Here is a 19,993-nt window from a genome sequence, read left to right as displayed (position 1 = left end):
AACCGTCAGGATATGAATCCTGAACGGTTTTTCTTTTGTAAGCATAGGTGCTAAGTGATGCTTGTCAAAAAAGTGCTATTTGAAAGTCAAATCACTCCTCTATGAATAGAAGATCGTATCCTTAATAATTAAAAGCAAAAGAGAGCCATGCTGGTTATGAGGTAAGTGTGTGACAGTCATTTAATGTGTTCCCAATCGAAATGTGAAAGGTGTGAAAGAATGAAAAAGTTGGTAAGTTTACTATTGGTCTTTGTTCTACTGATTGGCTTTATCCCAGTATTCTCGGAAACGGTTTCAGCGGCAGAAGCAGAGCTAACGAATGGAGGGTTTGAGAACGGTTTGACAGGATGGACGCAAACGGTTGCCACTACAGGAGTTACAGTTAGTACGGAACAGAAAGTATCCGGCACTAGCAGCCTAAAAATTGTAGATGCTAGCGCAGGTACAACCGTGGCCGTGGAGAGTACAAGGTATGATGCCGTACCGGGGAATTTCTACACGGTGACGGGTCAGGTTTATCTAGCATCGGGTACGACGACAGTCAATCTCCGATTCTATGATGGCGCCAATAATGTAATTGGAACGCCGCCATTGGCCTATGTATTTACACCGATCGGCGCATGGACGGGCATTAACATAGCGGGGGATGCCCCAGTCAATGCGGTGAAGTGGAGCATTTACTTAAACACAGGAAATTCAAATACAGGAACAAGTTATTATGACGATATCCGCGTTTATGAAAGCGCTCCAACGGCTATGCCGTTTCACGATACGTTTGACAGCGAGTCTGTAGGATCAATGCCTAATGCTTACACGGCATACGGTGCAGGGGAAGTAACTGTTTCGGATATACCTGGAGGAGGGAACCGCAGTTTAAGACTTCATGACCAGCAAGCGTCAACTGCTGGTGTTGTGGCAACACGTGCTATACAGCCGGTTACGAGCGGGAGTTATGAATTCGAGACTAAGTTTCGTTATGGGTCCAACTCTCCGCTGACGAACCAGGTGCTGGCTGCTAACCTGAAAGTAATGGGTAAAACTGCGGCAGGCGTATTGCAGCCTGCTGCCCAGATACGGATCGTAAAGGCTGGCCCAGCCAAAGTAGTAAGCGCTACAGCTTTTAATGATATTCCGAACGGGAATGGGCCGCTAGCTTCGGACAAATGGTATACCATTCGTTTTGCCATTGACTTGGATAACAAGACTTTCGATACCTATATGACGAGTGATTTCATTCAGACAGGGACATATATTAAACCGCCAGCGGTAAGAATCGACCCGAATACGGCAGTTATTAAAGATCAGACATTTTCGACAAGCGGTCTTGTCAGTTTGAATAATGTTACATTCGAAACGGTAGATAATACGGGAATAATCGATATCGATTACGTGAAAATGGTCCGCAAGTTCAGTGGATTTGTAAAAGAAACTGGAGGGGCCGTTATTTCAGGTGCGAATGTGACATTGTACCACACAAGCGATACAGGTTTTCTCAACCCAATTGCCACTGCTAGTACAGGAACGAATGGGAAATATGCTTTTGAAAATACGATTGAAAATGGTAGTTACGTGCTGCGGGCGACAAAACCAGGCTATCTGGAAGTGACCAACCCCATTACGGTTTCAGCGTCCAGCCTAGGAAATACGGATCTAACTATGATAGTAGATTCAGGATATATTGTTCTTCCAGTTAATGGAAATATAACCTTGGATGGTTCAGGATCCCCGCTTTCGGAGGTCGAGGTGAAACTGTACGCTGCGGCCGATACAGGCTTCCTTCATCCGATCGCAAGTAGTGTGACAAACGTGAATGGCAGTTACAACTTTAGCGCTATTCCAAGTGGCAGTTATGTACTGCGAGCGGTAAAAACAGGGCTGATTACGGTGACGAAGGCTCTTACAGTTACTACCGCAGGTGTTGGCAATGCGGATCTGACAATGTCTGAAGATCCTGAAGTCAAGTGGTATACCATCGGCGGGAAACTGTTTGAGGCTGGTTCCAAAGAACCGCTAACAGGAGCAGTTGTGAAATTATACAGTGATGCAGATCTTGCTTTTGCGACAGTGCTAGGCACGGGAACGACGTCATCTGATGGTTCCTTTACCATCAATCCTCAAGTATTTAATGGTCGATACAGACTGAAAGCGGAGCTGACGGGCTACATCCCAACAACGTCACCTGTTGCTGTATGGCAATCTGATATGACGGATGAAGTGATCGTGATGCCAGTGAAAGAAACGGTATCGCTGGAAGCCATGCCTAAACCTCCCTTGAATGTTCACCCGAGATTGTACCTCAGAGAACAGGATAAACAGGGAATCAAGGACAAAATGAAAGATCCACTCTTCCAAAAAGTGTGGGAGCAAGTCATTGTTAAAAGTGAAGCAGGCTCCTATACAGCGAAGAGCAGCGGTACGACCCAGGAACTTGAAACGTATGTGCTGCCGAGTGTACAACAGGCCCGCTATGTGCGAATCGTTGGCAGAGGCACGAGTCAGGGTGTTTGGAATTCTATTTTGGAAGCTAAGGTATATGGACAGAAGCAAGGGGGCGTGTTCACAAACCTGCCCATTCAAAATGTGCAATGGAGCGCATCCAATGGCAGCGACTATGACGGAACGAAATCGATCGATGGAAATATGTCAACCTATTGGACAGCAGAAGGTTCAGGCGTATGGTTATCGTATGACCTAGGTTCTCTGCAAGATATTCATGCTGTTGCCTTGGCTTGGTTTAGAGGTAATGTTCGCAATGCCTACTTCGACATTGATGTATCGACAGATGGGGAGCAATGGACACGTGTCGATCTAGGAATGGGACCAGCTAATATGGGTCAACTGCCGTCAGTTGGGCCTAACTACAATAAGACGATTCGAGAGGCCATTGAAGCTTCAGCTTTAAGGTATGTCGTATTAGGAGACGTGCAACAAGGGAATAAAGCCATCTCCATCTTGAAGAACTTTCTGAATTCGATTATCTTCACAAGCCCTGAACAATATAATCAAATCGGAAGTACGATCAATGCGATTGCCATCGTATATGATTGGTGTTACGATCTGCTGCCCGAAGCGGATCGGAAGGCATTCAGAGATAAGATAAAGGCTATAGCGAATTATTCGGAAATCGGATACACGAATCTGATAACGAATGCCGTGGAAGGTCATCCTAGCGAGAGTATGGTGATGAAAGACCTGTTAGCGGCCGGTGTCGCGGTTTATGACGAGGATACGGAGATTTACAACAAAGCTGCGGAACCCATTTTCAACAAATATGCTCCCGTACGTAATTTCTGGTATGAATCGGGCATGCATCATCAAGGTGACTCCTATGGTATGCAAGGACGATATGAGCCGGAGCTCTATTCGCAGATCATTATGCGTCGTATGGGACATGAGGATATTTTCTCGGAAAAGCAAGGGGAAGTTCTGATGAGAGCTATCTACACTCGCCGGCCAGATGGACAACTGTTGCGTGATGGGGACTCGTATCAAGACCTCTATACGCTTCCGAATACGACTTGGAAATATCTGAGTCAATCGATGCTTGCGGCTTCCCAGTATGACGATCCGTACATTCGGGATATGTTTCTCAAAGAATATGTGCCTGGAAAGATCGATCCGGTCATGGAAATGTTGCTTATACCATCCAATATCGTGAGCAGACCGGTTGATGAGCTGCCACTTACCAAATACTTCGGATCACCCATGGGCTCGATGGTAGCGCGTACCGGATGGGATAACCCCGTCGCTATTAACAAAAATTCTCCATCTGTCGTTGCAGAGATGAAAATCGGCGGTTATTGGTTCGGGAATCATCAGCATTTGGATATGGGCAGCTTTCAGTTGTATTACCAAGGAGCACTTGCGGTGGACAGCGGAATGTATCGAGGTGTGTTAACGCCTGGCGCTCAAGTTACGCAAGATTATATGAGTGCGCATGACCGCAATTATTATAAAAGAACGATTGCTCATAATTCCATGCTCGTGTACGATCCATCTGAAGTTTTTAGCTATCGGGGACAATCATTGGATAATGATGGCGGACAGCGCTGGGCGAACAGTACTTACGCTGAAGCCAAATCGCTTGATGAGCTTGTGAGCAAGGATTACAACAGAGCGAAAGTAACGGGGCAAGAGTATGGAAGCGATCCCCTTGCACCTGAGTACAGCTACATCAAGGGAGATTTGACACAGGCTTACTCAGATAAAGTAAAGCAATTCGAGCGCTCCATGATGTTTCTTAATTTGAAAGACAGTACACATCCGGCCGCTATGGTTGTCTTTGATAAAGTCGTATCGGCGGAGGGCAACTTTAATAAATATTGGCTGCTTCACAGTATGGAGAAGCCTGTTGTAAATGGTTCAATTGCAACGATTACAACGAATGCTAACGGTTATTCTGGCAAACTGGTCAATGAGACACTGCTGCCATTGAATCCTTCCGTGAAAGCAGTTGGCGAACATGATTATAACTTTGAGGGGTTCGGCAAGAACTATGACCAATGGCCGTATGTGGCTACCGGTCAGCCATCAGGTCAAGATACGACTGAGCAAGGGGCATATCGGGTCGAGGTCACTCCGACAATCAAGACAGAGACGGACTATTTCCTGAATGTCATGCAGGTGATGGATAACGGTGAAACAGTGACGTTGCCTAGCCAACGTTTAGATTCGGAACTCATGACCGGCGCGCAGATTGCAGACCGGGCGGTTTGGTTCAGTAAAAGTGGCAACCGATTGGATGAAACGGTGACACTATCCACCTATGGCTCGCAAACGGACATGATGTTGACGGTGGCCGATTTAGAACAGGGAACATGGCGAATTTCGAAAGCTGGTCAACCGGATCAATTTGGCGAAGTAAGCGATGAAGGCGGCGTGTTGGCATTCCATGCAGCAGCGGGCAGTTATACGCTCACACCTATGGGCATGATCGACAATGTAGCACCATCGACAAGAGCAATTATTTATGGGGATGCAGGAGTAGGAACGTATAACAACCATGCTGTAACGGTAAAATTCGAAGCGACTGATCGCATATCTGGCGTTAAGAAAACGGAATACCGTATAAATAGCGGAGCTTGGACTACGGTAACTGATTCCGTATATGTGAGCGGCAATGGCATCCATTCGATCGACTATCGCTCCGAGGATTTCGCTGGGCATATCGAGTCAACGAAGCATGCAATCATTGCGGTTGATACAATCAAACCAACAATCGCATGGAGTGGTGTCACCGAAGGCGGAGCATACAGCAATTCCATCACTCCTGCCGCAGTGGCAACCGATGAATTAAGCGGCATTGCCAGTGTAACCTACAAGCTGGATGGAGCAGCGTGGGTCACGGGAGGAACAATCAGCGGATTAGGCATCCATAAGCTAGAAGTCATAGCAGCGGATCAAGCCGGCAATACGATGATTTCTACTGTCATGTTTACCATTACAGGTCAAACTGCTGGTGCTACATTATCGTCAGTTAATCCCGTAAAACCAGGCGAATCTTTCACAATCAAACTAGGTGTACAGCAAGTAACCCATGTTTCGGCGCTCGACATAACGGTTGCTTATGATAAAAATGCTTTTGACTATGTTGATGCTGTAAGTGACCGTTCAGGAACTGTCATTGCGGATTGGGATCACGACATTGAGGCGGGTACCGTACGTTATATCATTGCCAATTCGGGTACGTCAGGAGTGATGAATGGCGAAGCCTCCGTTATGCAAATGAATTTCAAAGCGAAAGCAGGTTTACCTGACGGTAGCGGTATTATATCTGTCATTAGAGCGGTTACTGCGGAAGGTAATGGTCAAGAAACAGTCATAGGCCATACGTTGCAGACGGTAACCATTCTGAATGCAGTTTCGAAAGAAGCATTACTTGCAGCCATTGCAAATGCAGAATCGATCAGCAATAGCGCAGTGGAAGGGATTGACAATGGTCAGTTCTTTCCCGGTACGTTGGATTCGATGAGAACAGCACTCCAACTAGCGATGACGGCTGCACAAGCAGTAGCGGATCATGCAACTGCATCTCAACTCGTTATCACGCAAGCTGTTACAGATTTGGAAGCGGGAATTGCTGCTTTCGAAAGCGGCAAAATCACAGTGCTTACGGGGAACGTGATTAATAAAGATACTACAGGCATAACAATTGGTGATATTGCTAATGTGGCATTCAATTTAGGAGTTGCAAACACAAGTTCGACATGGAGCTTGCTGGAGGCTGCGGATGTGAATAGAAACGGTACAATTGACCTGATCGACCTTGCATTCGTGGCAACGCGAATCGAATAGAACGACATGAGGTGAGGACTTGAATTGGAAAAAGGTAGTGCTGCTAGTAACGGCAACGTTGACGCTGCTGGCGGCTATACCGGCTCATGGATCGCTCGCAGCTGCTACAGTTGTGAGCGAGCTCCAAGCCGATGCCGAGTGGGGTGCTGCTGCCTCTGAGTTGCGAGTTGGCGATACAGCTACGCTCGCATTGAAAGGCATGAGGTTGTCGAATTTGATCGCGTTCGAAGCATTCGTAGAGATCGATCCTGATAAGCTTGCTCTTGTTGAAGCTAAGGCGGGATGGAATGGATTTGATGCCCTCCAAGAGGAGGGCACGGTCCTCCACTTTGCCTCAACTCTGTTGGGCAAGCAAGCGGGAGTGAGCGGCGATCGAACGTTAAGTGAATTTACATTCAGAATGAAACATGCTGGGGACATGAAGTTGAAGCTTAAGAAAATTATATTCGTTGATTCGAGTTTTCAAAGTGTAACCATTCAAAAGGATGCCGAGTTATATCTGTCTGTTGTAACCGTTGGTACGCCTACACCTGAGCCACCAATAACACCGCCAGTAGCACCACCTGTTACACCATTGCCACGATCAACAACACCGTCTGTTGTCGTTCCCAACACACAGGTAATGCGCCTCGTTGTGAATGAGGAAAAAGCCGATGAATACTTCCGAATTACCGCTTTCCAGTCTGGGCTGCCCGGTACTTTTCGACCAGCCAGTGAACTCGTTGAGATTCAATTTAATGCGCAAGAGTCAACGGAAATTGTCCTTCCAATTAAGAATGTAGACAGCAAGAATATCCATATGCTTGGAGTCTATAGCTTGGATACGAACAGCCATAAGTGGGTGTATGTCGGGGGCAAGCTTGATAAGGACCGAACGAAAATGTCGTTCGTAGCGAAGCAATCTGGGATGTACGCAATCATGGCGTACGATCGATCTTTCCAAGACTTGACTGGTCACTGGGCTCGTGCGCTCATTGAACAAATGGCAGCAAAGCATATCGCTCAAGGCACAGGCATGGTTACGTTTGAGCCGGACGCAGCGGTCTCGCGAGCAAGTTTCGCAGCTTTTCTCGTTCGTTCACTTGGTATGAGCTCGCAAGACCAGAGTGGTCTTTCTTTTCCTGATGTGAAGGAGGGGACGAGGTTCTACCCCGTCATCGCTGCTGCCATCCAGAATGGTATCATCGATGGCGATTCGGGGACTATTCGACCCGAAGAGCCCATTACGAGGGAAGAAATGATCGTGATGCTGATGCGCGCGTACTCGAAAGCACAAGGAAAGGTAGATCCACGGCCAAGTACAGTTGTTGGCTCACAAGGAAGGGAATCCACGTTTGATGATGCTGGAGATATTGCCGGCTGGTCATTGGCAGCGGTGAAGCAGGCCAGGGCACTAGACATCATTGAAGGGGCGGAATCCAACCGCTTTTTCCCTAAAGAACAAGCAACGAGGGCGGAGTCAATGGCTGTCATTTTACGATTGTTAGCACATATGTAGGTAAAAAAAGTACCAATCGAAAGTCAAACTGCTCATCTATGAATTCACGTGCTCTTGAAGGATAATAAGCGTAAGCGATTACAAGATAACAACTTTGGAAGGTGATGAAAGGTGAAAAAATCTTTACTTGTTATACTAACGGGGTTATGTGTGTTAACAACAGCGTGCTCAGAGAACAGCCAAACAGCAGAGTCAAGCAAGCCAACAGTAAGCAGTGATACGAAAGCAGCGACAGAAACGACGAAACCGGTCAGACTCAGTCTTCGCTTCATGATTCCTGTCGGAACCGAGTTTGCCAATGCGACATTGCCTGCGGCTGACAAGGACTTTGTCAAAAAAGCCATTGAAGAGAAATTTAATGTAGATCTGAAGCTCGATTATTTTGTTGGTGGTGAAGATTATAAGAATAAAATGAATGTTCAGCTGGCTGGTGGGGATATTCCAGATATTTTCATCGGGGATGCCGCTGCCTCGCAAAAGTATGCGACAGATAGGCTGCTGGCTGACTTGACCTCATATTTCACGCAACAATCGATGCCGAACTACTTCAAATGGGTTAAGCAACAGGAGTTGGAGTCATTCCAGATGAAAGGCATGAACATCAACCGTGGCATCTTACCATTCTTGCGAAATCAATATCCAGCTTGGTATGTGCGCCAGGATTGGTTAGATAAGCTTAACCTGAAAGCTCCAAAGTCTTACGACGAGATGCTCGAAGTTATGCGTAAATTCACGAATGGCGATCCGGACGGAAATGGTAAAAAAGATACGTTTGGTTTCTCGGTTTCGGGTAATGGCGCGAGCGTACCCTTTGATTTCCCAATGTGGCTGGCCAACGGATTTGTGGCTGATTTCCAAATCGCAAATAATACGTTCGTCGATAATCGGACTGACCTAGGTGTTCAGAAAGTAATTCAGGATATTATTAATGTAACGAATGAAGGTATCATCGACCCGGACTGGTTCTTAAGTAAATCACCTGGTCACTTGGATAAAGCAGTTCAGAATAAAATAGGTATTTTCTTCAGTGGAACTGAGAATGTAGCATTAGAAGGCACTCCGAATAGTGTGCAAGCTCGAACGAAAGCGATTGATCCCAAAGCGAACTGGCAGCCGTTCAATCCATTCCCGGATAAACCAGCAATTTGGAAAAATGGTGTACCTGAAACTTCGGTTATGGCGGGTAAAACGGTAGCTGAGAAAAAGCCGGAAAACATAAAACGAGCTTTCGAAATATTGAACTGGTTAGCTAGCGAAGAAGGATATTTATTGACTCACTATGGTCAAGAAGGCAAGCATTACAAGAGGGATGGCAAGAAAATTACACTTGTCCCAGAAACCTTTGATGCAGATATCGCGAAAGCAGGCAATTGGTTGGGCATCTATCGTTTCTTTACACCAGAAGAGCCGGCGGTTCTCGGATTTGAGATTAACGATCCGCGGATTTCTCCGCGCGACCAAGCTATTTTGAAAACGGTGGCATCATACCCTAAGCATGACGCGCTTCCACCAGTCTCGCTCCAACCTCCACAGGGGATGAATATCGGTGATTTGCGCAAAGAAATGAACAAGCTGCATATCAAAATGATATTTGAAGACAAGAGCGCTGATAAATGGCCGCAATACCGTGAAGAGCTTATGACGAAGTTCAGTGGAAGAGCCATATTCCAAGGGTATACGGATCAAATTAATTCGGTTATGAAAGATAAAAAGTTGAGCGATTTCAAGTAAGCTAATGGCAAGAAAACCCTGGTGAATTCAGGGTTTTCTTCTTCTCAGAAAGCAGCCTGACAAGAAAGGGAGAAATGGCAATGAACCGAAGTATAACGGAGATGAAGCAAACGATTGCCACCCCGCGCACGACCGGATTGCGTAAATCGCTAAGTAGAATATACCGCAGCAAATGGATGATCATCATGATGATTCCCGGTCTGCTTTATTATTTGTTATTTCATTATGTTCCAATGGCGGGAATTCTGATTGCCTTTCAGGATTATAATCTCCTGAAGGGAGTATGGGGAAGCCCTTGGGTAGGATTAGATAACTTTATGACTGTGTTTAAGTCCCCTGATTTTCCGCTCATTATGAAAAACACGCTGTTAATCAGCATCTATCGGATTGCGTTCAATATGCTGCCGGATATGCTATTAGCTCTCATGCTTAATGAGATTCGTTCTCCTTGGTTTAAGCGTGTTGTACAGACCATTACGTATGGTCCACATTTTCTATCGTGGATCATCGTTTACGGCATTGTATTTTCCTTCTTTGCTCCTGGAGCGGGACTAATTACTACGTTTGTACGAGACATGGGATGGGGAGATCTAAACCTGCTAACGGATGCAGACTATTTTCGCCCCTTGTTGATTGTCTCGGATTTGTGGAAAAATGTAGGTTTTGGTGCCATTATTTACTTGGCCGCGCTTGCGACGATCAATCAAGAATTGTATGAAGCTGCTGTCGTGGACGGGGCGGGAAGATGGCGGAAAATGTGGCATATTACGCTGCCCGGCATACGTTCGGTATTCGTCCTGCTGCTTATTCTGCGAATGGGGAACATTCTCGATGCAGGTTTCGATCAGGTTTATATATTCCTAAATGCAAGGGTATATGATGTTGGCGATATCATTGATACGTGGGTCTTCCGACAAGGACTTGAACAGCTAGATTTCAGCCTAGCAGCGGCAACTGGGGTTTTCAAATCGGTTATAGGTTTGGTCTTCATTCTAGGGGCTAACAAAATAGCCAAAAAAGTCGGGGGTTCAGGCATATGGTAACCAAGGTAGATCGCCTTGTCGACATTGTACTTTATACGGTACTGGCATTGTTTGCTTTATCGACGTTGTTTCCCCTGTATTTCGTGTTTATTATGTCGGTAACACCGTATACGGAGGTTCTGCGTAATGGCGGGTTTATTATATGGCCGAGTTCGGTTACGCTGGATGCATATAAGCAAATATTCGCAAGTAAAAGGATTCCAGACGCTTTACAAATAACGGTTTTCGTCACTGTCGTAGGTACTTTCTTGAATCTGCTTGTGACGACGCTGCTTGCCTATCCACTTTCTAAGAAAACTACACCATGGCGGAACGGTATACTGCTCGCGATCATTTTCACCTTGCTGTTTAATGGTGGTTTGATTCCCACTTATCTCGTCGTAAGGGGACTTGGGTTGTACAACACAGTCTGGGCGCTGATCGTGCCTGGTATGGTATCCACATTTAATTTTCTAATTATGAAAACGTATTTTGAAGGAATTCCACAGGAAGTGGAAGAAGCTGCGCGTGTTGACGGATGCGGTGAATTAGCCACATTATTTCGCATTGTACTTCCACTGTCGGCTCCCATTATGGCAACAATCGGACTTTTCTATGGGATCGGTCACTGGAACGAATATTTCAAGGGCATTATGTATGTAACGGAAAAGAGCTTGGCTCCCATACAGGTTGTCTTGCGTAATATGATTCAGACACCAAGCGTGAGTCAAGAACTATCGCTGAACGCGACGAATCTGTCGCAACTACCGCCGGAGACGATCAAGATGGCGACTGTAACGGTTGCGATCCTGCCCATTATACTTGTGTATCCGTTTCTGCAGAAGTACTTCATTAAAGGTGTCATGATTGGTGCGATCAAAGGATAGGGAGATAACGGGGCTCGGCAATTCGGAACATTCTGAATTGCCGTAGCCCTATGTGAGTTATATGTTAAAATATGTGTAAACGTATTCGTTATTATCCACCCTTCCAATCGGAGGTATTGACACTAATGGCCGGTTTACTCACAAGGATAACAAAGGCTTATAAACGATCTGTCCAGTTTCGGTTGACGAGTTATTTCCTGATTATTCTTGTCCCGTTAGTTGGGGTCAGCATGTTTGCCAGTCTTCGTTCCGAACAAATTCTAGAACGCAAGGTAAATGAACAAACGACAGTTGCACTGTCATCAGCTATGGAAGCTATTGATATGACGATGGATAATATTGAGAACATGTCGATGGTTCTTGCGACAGATACGAATCTGAATGAACTACTAAACCGCAAGGAAACGCAATTGACTGCGGAGATGACGTTGGATTTTCAGAAAGTGCTACTACAACTGTCAAACATGAATTCGGTCAACACATCCCTAGCACAATTATCCATCTACCACGCCTATTCCCAAACGGTTCTTTCTTCTAGATACGGAGGCAGGAGGATGGATGAGTTGCCGGACCAGTCCTGGTATCAGAATTTGTTAAAAGCGGGAGGCAAGAGTCAGCTCTTGCTTCCGAGAATAGGCGAATTCAATTCGTATCAACAGTTAGACCAAACGTTTCAACCAGGCTATGTCACTTTGATGCGCACGATGGACCCGTTTAAACCAGGTGACCGTAAACATGTACTTATGATAACTTTGGATGCCAATCATATAAGGAAGCATCTCGATACGTTAATTCATGACAATAATGAAAGCGTTTATCTAATAGCACCTGATAACCGTTTGATTGCCGGAACGAGTACAAATGAGGTTCCTCCGTTATGGTCAACCGGCACGGAAAACATGCTGATTCGCAATTCCGAGCTAACCGGTGAATCGGAAATGCTCGTACGTTACCGTTCTGCCCTCTCTGGTTGGACCGTTGTCGTGGTGAAACCAGCTTCTGCCATGTACGCTGAGCTTAACCAACTAAGGACGTTTATGTACATCATAATCGGGATGAGTATCCTATTGACGATATTAATTTCGTGGATCGTCTATCGGGGCATAGCATCGCCTCTAAGTTCGCTTGCCTATGGGATGAAGCAGGTGCGACTAGGCAGACTGGATACGAATCTTCCGAATAAGCGAGAGGATGAGTTCGGTTACTTGATGAATTCGTTTAACGATATGGCGTTGGATCAGAAGCATTTAATCGAGAATATCTATGAGCAGCAGCTGCTGAGGTTAAAAGCAGAACTCCGCGTGCTTCAATCGCAGATTAATCCACATTTTCTATACAATACACTGGATACCATCTATAGCATGGCTGAAAATTATGAAGCGGAAGAGATCACGGAAATGGCGCTTAATTTATCCAAATTTTTCAGATTGAGTTTAAGTAAGGGGCATGACGAGTTCACTGTTGAGGAAACCATCGAGCATCTGCAATATTATTTACGGGTCCAAGCCTTACGTTTCATTGATAAACTCTCCGTATCCATCAGTATGGATGATTCATGTAAGTCCTATCTCGTCTTGAAATTGTTACTGCAACCGATTGTAGAGAACGCAATCTTACATGGACTGGAGCAGCGAAAGCGTGATGGACAGGTGAAGATCGACTGTCGGCTGGACCAGGGCAGGCTTCGTCTGGAAGTGACCGATAATGGAAAAGGCATTAAAGCAGAACGACTTAGCTATATTCGTGATGAACTTGCGAAGGTTTCCGTATATACAGGAAAAGCATGGGTGCAAGAAATAAGAAGGAACGATCTCTATGGCTTATGGAATGTAAAAGCAAGGCTAAAGCTGTATTACGGCGAGTCGGCAGATTTGACCATTGATAGTGTAGAAAATGAGGGAACCACAGTTGTTCTATGGATCCCAATCGGAGGCGCAAATGAATCTGATGATCGTGGAAGACGAACTACGGCTTCTTAATAATATTGCTCACAACATTCCTTGGGAAGAGCAGGGAATTGAGGTTGTCGCCACGGCGGACAATGGAGCCGATGCCATCAGGCTGTTCGAGCAAGTGAAACCTAATATTGTGCTCATGGATATTCAAATGCCGGAATTGGACGGTTTAACTTTGGCTAAACATATACGTGAAGTGGATCCTCTGGTAAAAATTATTGTGCTCAGTGGGCATGATGATTTCACATATGCGCAGACCGCCATTGAACTTCACGTTGTGAAATATTTGCTGAAGCCATCTAGCAATACCGATGTACTTCAAGCAGTATTGGATGCACGCGAAATCATTCGTCAAGATCTAGAAGCCAAGTATAACCAGGAAATGATGCAGAAGAAGTGGATGGAGCATTTGCCAAGGCTTCAGGATTTATTTTATCAGAGCTGGACAGCTGGGAAATATTCGGAGTGGGAAATCGAGCAACGTAGTCGTGAATTAATGATTACACTTCCATACAAAGGATTGTGGGCTGTAGCAGTCGTGGATCCGGATCCCTTAACAAGTGCAAATGGGAGATTTACCGCTGAGGACATCACCTTACTGAAAATTTCGTTGCTTGGGATGGCAAAAGAATTTCTGGATAAGGTACCTTGCTTTATTTTCTCCAATGATAATGGGTCCACGGTACTCGTATTCTTCGATTGCTCGAATAAGGAGAAGGGTCTTCGTCCAATGAATGATTTCATGGCGGAAGTTCACTTGCATATAACGAGGCTGTTGTCCATATTTAAGGAGTATTTGAAAACAACCGCTAGTGCCGGAATCGGCCGAGCTGTAGATAAGAAACTATCAGTGAGCAATTCGTACAGGGAAGCTTGTCAGGCGTTACATGAAAGAGTAGTTCATGGGCACGATATCGTCGTTCCATATCGAGATGAGCATCAACCCCACAACGCTGCAGCATCGGATATCCAGATGGAGAAGGTGCTAGCTCATGCCTTGGAGTCTGGACAACGAGAGAAAGCCATTGCGATCATTGACGAGTGGTTCAAAGTGAATGTGGAACAGGCCAAGTCAAGCGGTGAGGTGCACGAAAATATTTTACTCCTCAGCTCACTTATCGTTCATCTCATTCAATTACAAGCGTGGCCACTGAAGGAAGTTGTCGGTCATCATTTTGAATATTTTCACAATCTTCGTGCATTAGTTACCAAGGAACAGACGCTGCAGTGGCTCTATGGGATTGTAGATCATATTTGTTTATATGTGAATGATAGTAAGAATAAAAGCCGGCACGAACTCATCAGTAAAATGATTAGTCTGGTTGAAGCGAGCATCAATGAAGATATTGGTCTGCATGAGGTAGCAAGCAAGTTATATATTAATGCTTCTTATCTATCTCGATTATTTAAGCAGCATATGGGGCAATCTTTCACTTCGTATATCGTGGAACGCAAAATGAAACTGGCTATGCAGTGGTTGACGGATGGCATGAAAGTATCCGAGACGGCAAATCTTCTAGGCTACCGGGATTTCAGTTATTTTACGAAAGTATTTCGGAAACAATGGGGGGTTACACCAGCTGAAGTGAAGAATAAGAAAATGATTACTTAGTTGCATGATAATACAGGATGTGTGCTAATATGGAATCGACAAGATTAACCAATAGGAAGGATGTACACATGCAGATCGTTCAATTAATTTCGAACAACATTAACAAATTAGATGCGGATATACCCGTAGATAAATCATTAGGAATTGCTGGTTTATCGGGATCAGGTAAAACAACGTTCTGTCAGACCATAGGGGAAGAATCCAAGAAGCGTCTCGTATCTTTACTGCCGAAAGCGGAGTATCAGTATTTATTTCCAGAAATTATGGAAACAAATTTCAGTGCGATTAAGATGGAGGACATGCCGCTAGTCCTTTTTCTCGGCAAATCATCCATCTCATCGAATCCTCGCTCAACCATTGGCACGCATACCGGCGTTTTCAAAGAGATTCGTGATCGTATGGCCGAACAATTCAATCTATCACCAGAAGTGTTTTCCTTTAATAACGCACTAGGGTGGTGCCCCGATTGTAAAGGGCGCAGCACGACACAAAATGTAGAATGTTCGAAGTGTAACGGGAAGCGCTACAGTCCTGAGGTTGAACAATATAAGCTGGATTTAAGGAATCAACCCCACAGCATCTCCGATATCAATAACTTAAGCATCGAAACGATCCTTACGCTTGCCAAGGAATTACATATTAGTGAAGCTAAGCAGCATATCCTCCAGAATTTAATCAACATGAATATTGGGTACTTAACCTTAAATCGGATTATGGGTTCATTATCTGGGGGGGAATTAACACGGCATTATTTGGCTGAATTCATGGCTACCAGTGAAAATACCGTCATAATTATTGATGAAATTTCCGTTGGTCTTGATCATGAAACGCTTTTGAAAATTCTCGATCAAATTAAGCAATTAGGGTATAAGAATCAAATTTGGCTCATTGATCATTCAGACACGGTGCTGGATGCTACAGATGAACAGTTATTCTTCGGCCCAGGCAGCGGTAAGTATGGCGGGAAAATTGTAGAGGAATCTCCTCGTCCTAAACCAGTCCTATGGGCACAAAATCAGGCAGAACCTACCGCGTATTATCAGTTTCTAGATCTGTATTGTCGGAATATTCAAATGGCGGAAATTCAAATTCCCAAGAATAGACTGGTAACTTTTACAGGTGAGTCCGGATGTGGTAAATCAACACTTGTGAACGAGTGTATGTCCAAGGATTTTCAGAAACGTTATCCCAAGGATAAACTGGTCATGGTGGGGCAAGATCGTAATCAATCGATTACGAGCCGCTCAACCGTTGCGACATTCCTTGATATTAAGAAGAAGCTTAATAAAGTTAATGAAGATACCGCGGATGATATTTTCCAACGTTCCATTGAAGATATTATTGAGGAATTGCCTAACGAAGATATCGTCCATAAACGCTTGAGCTTATTGAATAAACTTGGACTTGGTTATCTAACCTTAGAGAGAAAAACACAATCCCTATCAACGGGTGAGTTTCAATGTGTTCATTTAGTTTCTGAGTTGTTTGCGAATTCTAGAAATCCGCATACCCTGTTTATTTTTGACGAACCTTCGAAAGGTTTATCACAAAATATTTTAAACCAATTCATCGACAGTGTCAGGGTCATTCTGGAAGATGAATCGGTCTCCATCCTCATGATTGAACATAATGCTTATATGCTGGAAAGCTCTGATTTTATCGTTGATTTTGGCAAAAGACGGTCGGAACCCATCGGACATTTGGATGTTGTTCCTCATGCGGACTACTATCGTCTAAAAAACAAGGATGACCATACAGCTCCTGTGCACATTGCATCCGCGTTGAAACAGCAAAATGGTATTCAATATATACAAGAAAATCAGATCGAATATTTTAAAAGAGCAGAAAATATCTATAAAGGCGGTATCCTAAAAAGCTTATCTTCCATGGCCCGCTTGATCTATGGGGAATACGAGTCAGATAAGATTGCTCCTGTGATCGCGATTGATCTTGAACGACACCTGTATAGTCAGTATAGCTTTCTCTATGAAATCGGTGGTTTGATCAACCATATTGTAGCTTCTCATCCGACCAATAAAGATACAAGAAGTTTCGATTTCTATTATCAAGATAATCATTGTCCATGTTGTTCTGGCCGTCGTGTCATTGAAAGATTCGATATGCATGTTCTCATTCAAGATCAAAATGTCCCGTTCTGGGATGGCCTATTGTTGCCTGAAGTGATGGATGTCTTGAAATATTATCAGCATGCCAAGCTGCACTTCCTTTTCGAAGAGATCAAGAATGAACTCGGTCATGATATAAGTAAAAGTTATAATGAGATGACAGAGCAAGAGAAGAATACGTTCCTATACGGCTATTGGGAAAAGTCATTTTATGATAAGGCTGGCAAGGCGTCGAGAACATGGGAAGGCTTTAATCTCATCCTCGGACGCTATATGGTCATTTCGAAGAATCTTACGATCAAAGAGGCCATGAAAGCTTCAAGAGAGATGATTACTTGTCCAGTCTGTCATGGAACCGTGTTAAACCATCATAAGAAATTGAAGTTCAATGGCGTAGATATCCGTGAAATCATTGGTCAGCCGCTGGATCAAGTCATTCAAACTGTAGGGGATTTGCCGGAATTAGTAAAATTGAAATCCATTGTAGGCGGCGATATTTCACTATCGGAGGATGTTTCTTTATTACCTAGGGAATCTCAAGTTGCCCTGAAAATGTACGAGTTGGAGCTTGCTAGCTTCGTTGGCTATGAAGTGGTTTTACAAAATGCTGTGCCTTTCTGGGATGGGATTACAGGGAATCTTGATGTGATCAGCTCCAAAAACGTGATAAGCATCTGCGATTTTCCCGATATTACAGAAACCAGAGAGACCATTATTGATAAATATTTCACCAATGGCAAATATAAAAAGTTGACTTATGTCTATGAAGCCTTTGGTTACAATAAGATTGTTACGCAGATCAATAAGATTAAAGGGAGTCATCCTTGCCCATTTTGTGGCGGTAAACGAGTCATCTCGGAAGATGGACTTCATGATGGCGTTCAGAAATTGTCTGTTCCTTGTGTAAGCTGTTATGTGAGTGGCATTAATGATGAGGGCCGGAAGGAAGTCGTCGATGGCGTTACGGTTCAAACATGGCTTACCGGGAAAGTAAGAGATGTTGTTGATGAGAGCAAAGTGACTGAATCTGTTGCCGATATACCGATCTACAATCGAATTCGTGAATTAAACAAACAAGATATGATGGCCGTTTATCATAGTTTGAAGTAACGAATAAGCACTGACCTTAGGGTTAGTGCTTTTCATTTGCCTTAACAATTTTCATGTGAAAATAAATAAAAGTAACACTTGAACCTGACGTAACGTCATGTTTTATAGTATAGTTACCGGTAAACAGCTTGATCAGCTTTAAGGAGATGATTATGAAGCAGCTTTGGAAAGTAGGCGAGCTTGCCAAACTCACAGGACTTACGATACGAACCCTGCGATTTTACGATCAAATCAGCTTGTTCTCGCCGTCGACGCATTCCGAATCGGGACACCGCATGTACAATGAGGGGGATCTCTCGCGGCTGCAGCAGATTTTATCATTGAAAGAGCTCGGTTTATCCTTAGATGAGGTGAAGTCCGTATTAACTGGCGAGCAATTCAGTCCTCTAGAGATCGTATCGTTGCAAATTGCCCGTCTGAAAGAGAATATTCGGATGGAGCAGAACCTTCTGCTTGAACTGGAATACGTATCGAATCTGATGACCTTGCAAGAACCGGTGACTGTTGATGATTTTACCAAGTTATTGGAAACCATGAAGAAGAGCCATGAAAAAGTGATCATCGAACGTCGGATGTCGTGGGAACGACGACTAGATCTGCTAGGTGAACTCCTAGATGGCAAATCCGGTGATTCAAATTAAAGGAGCTGACTACTATGAAAGAAAGAGTTGCTATTGCGAATACCTTCGTTGTCGAGCGCGTATATAATGCCTCACCGTCACGTGTTTTTGCCACATGGGGGGATGCCAAACTGAAAGAGCTGTGGTTTTCCAAAGCAGATGAATTCGATTTCCGCGTAGGTGGGAAGGAAATGAGTAAAGGAGGCCCTCCAGGGGGACCGATCTTCACTTTCGACGCCACGTATCAGGACATTGTTCCAAATGAGCGGATTGTCTACAGTTACACGTTGGATATGGATCAGACGCGGATTTCGATATCCGTGACAACGGTAGAATTCAAACCAGACGGAACAGGGACGAAGCTGATTTTCACGGAACAAGGCATCTTCCTTGATGGCCATGATACACCTGCTTTACGTGAACATGGTACGAAGGAAATGCTGGATAATTTGGGCAAATCGTTGGATAACGTGTAAGCGTACAAATGGAATACCGCAACCGGCCGATATTGGCCGGTTGTATTTGTTACAGAGAAAAAACTTCACACAGGTGTGAAGTTTTAGGGGATTAGATTTTGAATTCGATTGAGCAGGAGGGTAATATCACTGATTGTCGTGAGTAATTGGGAGTTCTGAAGCTTATCTAGTGCAAGATGTCCATTTACGATCACTTTATTGATCTCATCTAATAACACTTTGTTCTTTTCTACCACTTGTTGATGAATGTCCTTTGCAATCGATGGCACACTCTTCAGATTGAATTGTTCAATCTCTTTTTTTATCGCGATCAGTTGATTTTCAAGTTCCTGTTTCGTTTCTGGATTTGTGGCGGCATCCTTGATCAATTGAGGGGCTCGTTCTGCGAAATCGCCTAAGGTTTGGATGTGCTCTGTAGCTTGATTGACATAGTCGACAGAACCATTTACTTTCTCTACTAACGTACATGCACTCAATTGAAGGGTGGATACAGCTAAAATGAGAAGCAATAATTTCTTCATAAAGTTGCACTCCTTTACGGTTCGATGTCAGGGATAGATAAATCTGACGTATGGATTAGTACGTTTATTCTGCAAAAGGGTTTCATTTCCAACCTCATTTGTGTTACTATTTTATCAAATCGTGACACTGCACACGTTAAC

Annotated in this window: 11 protein-coding genes; 10 read left to right on the top strand and 1 reads right to left on the bottom strand. The window is 44.3% G+C overall.

Annotated elements, in window-relative coordinates:
* Positions 1-219 precede the first annotated feature (219 nt).
* The 10 genes from hepB to AC58PV_RS23745 all read left to right on the top strand — a co-directional run bounded on the left by hepB (position 220) and on the right by AC58PV_RS23745 (position 19,331).
* Positions 220-6,294, top strand: coding sequence for a heparin/heparin-sulfate lyase HepB (hepB, locus tag AC58PV_RS23790; RefSeq protein WP_497434984.1), 6,075 nt, complete (start codon positions 220-222; stop codon positions 6,292-6,294).
* A 19-nt stretch (positions 6,295-6,313) separates the two neighbouring features.
* Positions 6,314-7,792: an S-layer homology domain-containing protein gene (locus tag AC58PV_RS23785; RefSeq protein WP_497434983.1), complete on the top strand. Its 1,479-nt coding sequence runs from the start codon at positions 6,314-6,316 to the stop codon at positions 7,790-7,792.
* A gap of 111 nt (positions 7,793-7,903) precedes the next feature.
* On the top strand, positions 7,904-9,523 hold the full coding sequence (locus AC58PV_RS23780) for an extracellular solute-binding protein (RefSeq protein ID WP_497434981.1): 1,620 nt from the start codon (positions 7,904-7,906) through the stop codon (positions 9,521-9,523).
* A gap of 80 nt (positions 9,524-9,603) precedes the next feature.
* Entirely contained in the window at positions 9,604-10,566 is a 963-nt protein-coding gene (locus AC58PV_RS23775; protein WP_497434980.1) for an ABC transporter permease, read from the top strand.
* Positions 10,560-11,432, top strand: coding sequence for a carbohydrate ABC transporter permease (locus AC58PV_RS23770; protein ID WP_497434978.1), 873 nt, complete (start codon positions 10,560-10,562; stop codon positions 11,430-11,432). Before AC58PV_RS23775 ends, AC58PV_RS23770 begins: the two co-directional genes overlap by 7 nt.
* 125 nt (positions 11,433-11,557) lie before the next feature.
* The gene (locus tag AC58PV_RS23765) at positions 11,558-13,411 is read left to right on the top strand and encodes a cache domain-containing sensor histidine kinase (RefSeq protein ID WP_497434977.1); all 1,854 of its coding nucleotides are present in this window, start codon (positions 11,558-11,560) and stop codon (positions 13,409-13,411) included.
* Positions 13,371-14,999, top strand: coding sequence for a response regulator (locus AC58PV_RS23760; RefSeq protein ID WP_497434976.1), 1,629 nt, complete (start codon positions 13,371-13,373; stop codon positions 14,997-14,999). The genes AC58PV_RS23765 and AC58PV_RS23760 overlap by 41 nt, the downstream gene beginning before the upstream one ends.
* 68 nt (positions 15,000-15,067) lie before the next feature.
* Complete coding sequence (locus AC58PV_RS23755; RefSeq protein ID WP_497435029.1) at positions 15,068-18,235, top strand: ATP-binding cassette domain-containing protein; 3,168 nt, start codon at positions 15,068-15,070, stop codon at positions 18,233-18,235.
* Between the two features lie 152 nt (positions 18,236-18,387).
* Entirely contained in the window at positions 18,388-18,876 is a 489-nt protein-coding gene (locus AC58PV_RS23750; RefSeq protein WP_497434975.1) for a MerR family transcriptional regulator, read from the top strand.
* 14 nt (positions 18,877-18,890) lie between these two features.
* On the top strand, positions 18,891-19,331 hold the full coding sequence (locus AC58PV_RS23745; RefSeq protein WP_497434973.1) for an SRPBCC family protein: 441 nt from the start codon (positions 18,891-18,893) through the stop codon (positions 19,329-19,331).
* Between the two features lie 83 nt (positions 19,332-19,414).
* Here the strand turns inward: AC58PV_RS23745 and AC58PV_RS23740 are convergent, their stop codons facing one another.
* Positions 19,415-19,852 (bottom strand): DUF6376 family protein, encoded by a 438-nt coding sequence (locus tag AC58PV_RS23740; RefSeq protein ID WP_497434972.1) that lies wholly within the window; start codon positions 19,850-19,852, stop codon positions 19,415-19,417.
* Between the last annotated feature and the right edge of the window lie 141 nt (positions 19,853-19,993).

It is taken from the genome of Paenibacillus sp. J22FR83 (genome assembly GCF_059691955.1).
This window is presented reverse-complemented; position numbering and strand designations above follow the sequence as displayed.

Excerpts from the sequence above, each read along its gene's own strand:
- AC58PV_RS23740 (WP_497434972.1), bottom strand. The coding sequence starts at position 19,852 with ATGAAGAAATTATTGCTTCTCATTTTAGCTGTATCCACCCTTCAATTG.
- AC58PV_RS23765 (WP_497434977.1), top strand. The coding sequence starts at position 11,558 with ATGGCCGGTTTACTCACAAGGATAACAAAGGCTTATAAACGATCTGTC.
- AC58PV_RS23750 (WP_497434975.1), top strand. The coding sequence starts at position 18,388 with ATGAAGCAGCTTTGGAAAGTAGGCGAGCTTGCCAAACTCACAGGACTT.
- AC58PV_RS23745 (WP_497434973.1), top strand. The coding sequence starts at position 18,891 with ATGAAAGAAAGAGTTGCTATTGCGAATACCTTCGTTGTCGAGCGCGTA.
- AC58PV_RS23760 (WP_497434976.1), top strand. The coding sequence starts at position 13,371 with ATGAATCTGATGATCGTGGAAGACGAACTACGGCTTCTTAATAATATT.
- AC58PV_RS23770 (WP_497434978.1), top strand. The coding sequence starts at position 10,560 with ATGGTAACCAAGGTAGATCGCCTTGTCGACATTGTACTTTATACGGTA.
- hepB (WP_497434984.1), top strand. The coding sequence starts at position 220 with ATGAAAAAGTTGGTAAGTTTACTATTGGTCTTTGTTCTACTGATTGGC.
- AC58PV_RS23755 (WP_497435029.1), top strand. The coding sequence starts at position 15,068 with ATGCAGATCGTTCAATTAATTTCGAACAACATTAACAAATTAGATGCG.
- AC58PV_RS23775 (WP_497434980.1), top strand. The coding sequence starts at position 9,604 with ATGAACCGAAGTATAACGGAGATGAAGCAAACGATTGCCACCCCGCGC.